The organism is Streptomyces sp. WELS2 (assembly GCF_013870595.1).
Taxonomy (GTDB): Bacteria; Actinomycetota; Actinomycetes; order Streptomycetales; family Streptomycetaceae; genus Streptomyces.
On sequence record NZ_JACBWZ010000815.1, the window covers coordinates 1 to 2,721 of the forward strand.

The window sequence follows — 2,721 nt, forward strand, 5'->3', positions numbered from 1 at the left end:
CACGCCGCCCGGTACCGGTCGGTGACGTCGACCACGACGGTGACCGTGCCGAGGCCGGTGCGGTGCTCGCGTTCGGTGCGCAGCAGCAGCGGGGCCGGGCCGCCGGGCCGGACCCGGGCCGGGGTGGGCTGACCGGTTTCCATGGGCGGAGGGCTTCCTGGGCGGGGAGGAAGGATCGGCCGGCCGCTTCTTGACCGGGGGTTCACTGTGCCCGCACCCGGTGCCGGAGGCAACGACGCTCCCTGGCGTGTCGTGGCGCCGGCCGGTCAGCCGACGTACCGCCGCGCGGGTGAGTCCCGGCGGGCGCGTTCCAGCGTGGCGATCCGGCGTTCCAGGTCCGGCGGTACGGGGTCGCGCTGGCGCAGCACCCACGGCAGTCCGGCGGTGGCGTGGGCGAAGGCGCGGGCGGAGGCGGCGTCCCGGGGCACGGTCCGGATCAGGTGGCCGGTGCGGCGCAGCGCCGGCAGCAGGGGACGGCGCAGCCAGGTGAACCACAGGGTGTTGCGCAGGCCGAGGACGCGGCGGGCGGTGCTGTCGCGCAACCGGGAGGCGTGGTGGTGGACGGTGAGTTCCCCGGCGTAGGCGAGCCACCAGCCCTGACGCTGGAGGTCGCAGGCGAGCAGCTCCTCCTCGCCGCCGAGCCACAGGCCGGGGTGGAAGCCGCCGGCGGCCCGGAAGGCCTCGGTGCGCAGCACGGTGGCGGCGGCCAGGAAGGAGCCGAGCGCGGGCCCGGGCAGCCAGTCGGGGCCGGTCAGCGGGGAGTCGCGCAGCTCGGGGACGACCGGGTCCTCGGTGCCGTCGGGCTCGACCAGGATCCGGGCGGTGACGGCGGCCAGCCGCGGCCGGGGGTCCAGCAGTCCTCCTCCTCCAGCACCTCGCCGCCGAAGTTCTTCAGCAGCGCCTCCAGGCCGCCGTCGAAGCCCTGTCCGACCGCGGCGAACCGCCATCCGTCCTTGAAGTAGAAGTCGCCGAGCATCACGGCCCGCTCGGTGGAGAACTCGGAGCCGTCGAAGGAGTACCGCGCGACCTCCTCGCCACCCGCCACGATGCGCAGGTACCCGGGGCCTATCTGCGACATCTGGCCGGCGCCGTCGATGGTCGCCGTGAAGGACAGCTTGCGGATCTCGGAGGGGATCCGGTCGAGGGTGACCCGGAAGGACTCGGTGTCGCCCGCCTGCGCGCCCAGCAGCCGGATCGACTCCTCGGGCGACTTCGGCTGGTTGAAGAAGACGAAGTACCGGTCGTCCGAGAGCCGTTCGTCGGCGTCCAGGCCGAAGCAGCTGATGTCGAAGGTCAGACCGGGAGCCGAGATCTGCACGCCTACGTACAGATCCGTGCCCAGCGTGAGGTCACTGATCCTGGCCTTGTGGCCGCGTTGGAATTCCCTGGCCATGCGTTACGACCGTCCCCCATCCCGAGTATGAGTGCGTCGCGCCAGGCTAACGGCAAACACCGACAACTCCGCCGAAGGGTCCTGGTCGGTACAGAGCCGGTACACGATCACACCGGACCGCGGACACGGCTGGGCCGGAAGCCCGGACACGGCTCGGCCGGGGCGGCCGAACGTCGGGCCGGCACGACGCCTTCTGGCGCCGCGCCACAGGGCGTCAGGCGTTCCGTCCGCCGCGCGCGCCCGGCACGTGCGGCAGCCGCGCGGCGGCGACGACCCCCTCGAGGTAGCCGCGGGCCCGCTCGGTCCGGGGATAGGCCTCCAGCAGCCGCCAGAAGTCCGGGCCGTGCCCGGGGACCAGCAGATGGGCCAGTTCGTGGCAGAGCACGTAGTCCACGACGTACTCCGGCATCCCCTGCAAGCGGTGCGAGAGCCGGATGCTGCCCTCGGCGGGGGTGCACGAACCCCAGCGGGTGTTCTGGTTGGTTACCCAGCGCACGGAGGCGGGGCGGGCGCGGCCGGCGAAGTACTGGGCCGACAGCCGTGCGGCGCGCTCGGCCAGCTCGGCGTCGCCCAGCGTCTTCCTGCTCTCCTGGGCGGCGAGTTTGTCGAGCATGACGGTCACCCAGCGCTGCTCCTCCGCCTTGGACATCCGGGCGGGGATGAGTACGACGGTCCGATCGCCCTCGCGGTACGCGGAGACCGTGCGACGGCGCCGGGCGCTCCTGCGGACCTCGATCGCGCTCGCCCCCGAGCCGCCGGGCGGCTGGGTCGTCGTGCTGCGCTGTGGTTCACCGGCGCGGTACAGAGGGTCGGCGGGCACGCCCCGACGTTACCCGGTGGGCGAGGGCAAAGTCGCGGGCCCGGAAGGGTTCGCCGTCGATCCCCCACCATGTGTTGGATTCGTACGATCGCTCCGCCGATCTTGTTTGCCCATGTTCATCCCGCTGTTGACCGGTCACGCACCCCGGATTCGTACGACAAACCAGTCGGCCTGTGGATAACTTTCGGCGCCCGGCGACCGGCCCGGGCATGCTGGCAGGCGTCGGCGGAGCGTGACCGGTTTCACCGGCGAATGCACGGTCCGCTCCGCTCTTCCGCTCTTTTCCGCTTTTTCCGCTTTTTCCGCGCTGGTCTTTTCCGTACGGGGGTCCGACATGCATCCGATGGTGAAGCCCGCGCTGCGGCGCGGCTGGCGCGACCGCGGCACCGTGCAGTTCGGGATGACCCCGGCGCACGCGGTGACGCTGGGCCCGGTGGACCCGGTGACGGAGGGCCTGCTGAAGCTGCTCGACGGCACCCGCGGTCTGGCGTCGCTGCGGGCGCAGAGC

General features: G+C 72.5%; 2 protein-coding genes and 2 pseudogenes. 1 reads left to right on the forward strand and 3 read right to left on the reverse strand.

Going from position 1 to position 2,721, the window contains the following annotated elements; all coding sequences use genetic code 11:
- Window positions 1-266: 266 nt before the first annotated feature.
- The 3 genes and pseudogenes from H5J33_RS30230 to H5J33_RS30240 form a co-directional block, all read right to left on the reverse strand.
- A pseudogene (locus tag H5J33_RS30230) lies at window positions 267-860 on the reverse strand (glycosyltransferase family 2 protein); the annotation flags it as partial.
- Complete coding sequence (locus H5J33_RS30235) at window positions 752-1,393, reverse strand: TerD family protein (RefSeq protein ID WP_399552961.1); 642 nt, start codon at window positions 1,391-1,393, stop codon at window positions 752-754. The gene H5J33_RS30235 and the pseudogene H5J33_RS30230, both read right to left, overlap by 109 nt.
- Window positions 1,394-1,607: 214 nt before the next feature.
- Window positions 1,608-2,213, reverse strand: a complete 606-nt coding sequence (locus tag H5J33_RS30240) for a M48 family metallopeptidase (protein WP_181797971.1) — start codon at window positions 2,211-2,213, stop codon at window positions 1,608-1,610.
- A gap of 307 nt (window positions 2,214-2,520) precedes the next feature.
- Here H5J33_RS30240 and H5J33_RS30245 point away from each other — a divergent pair.
- A pseudogene (locus H5J33_RS30245) lies at window positions 2,521-2,721 on the forward strand (hypothetical protein); the annotation flags it as partial.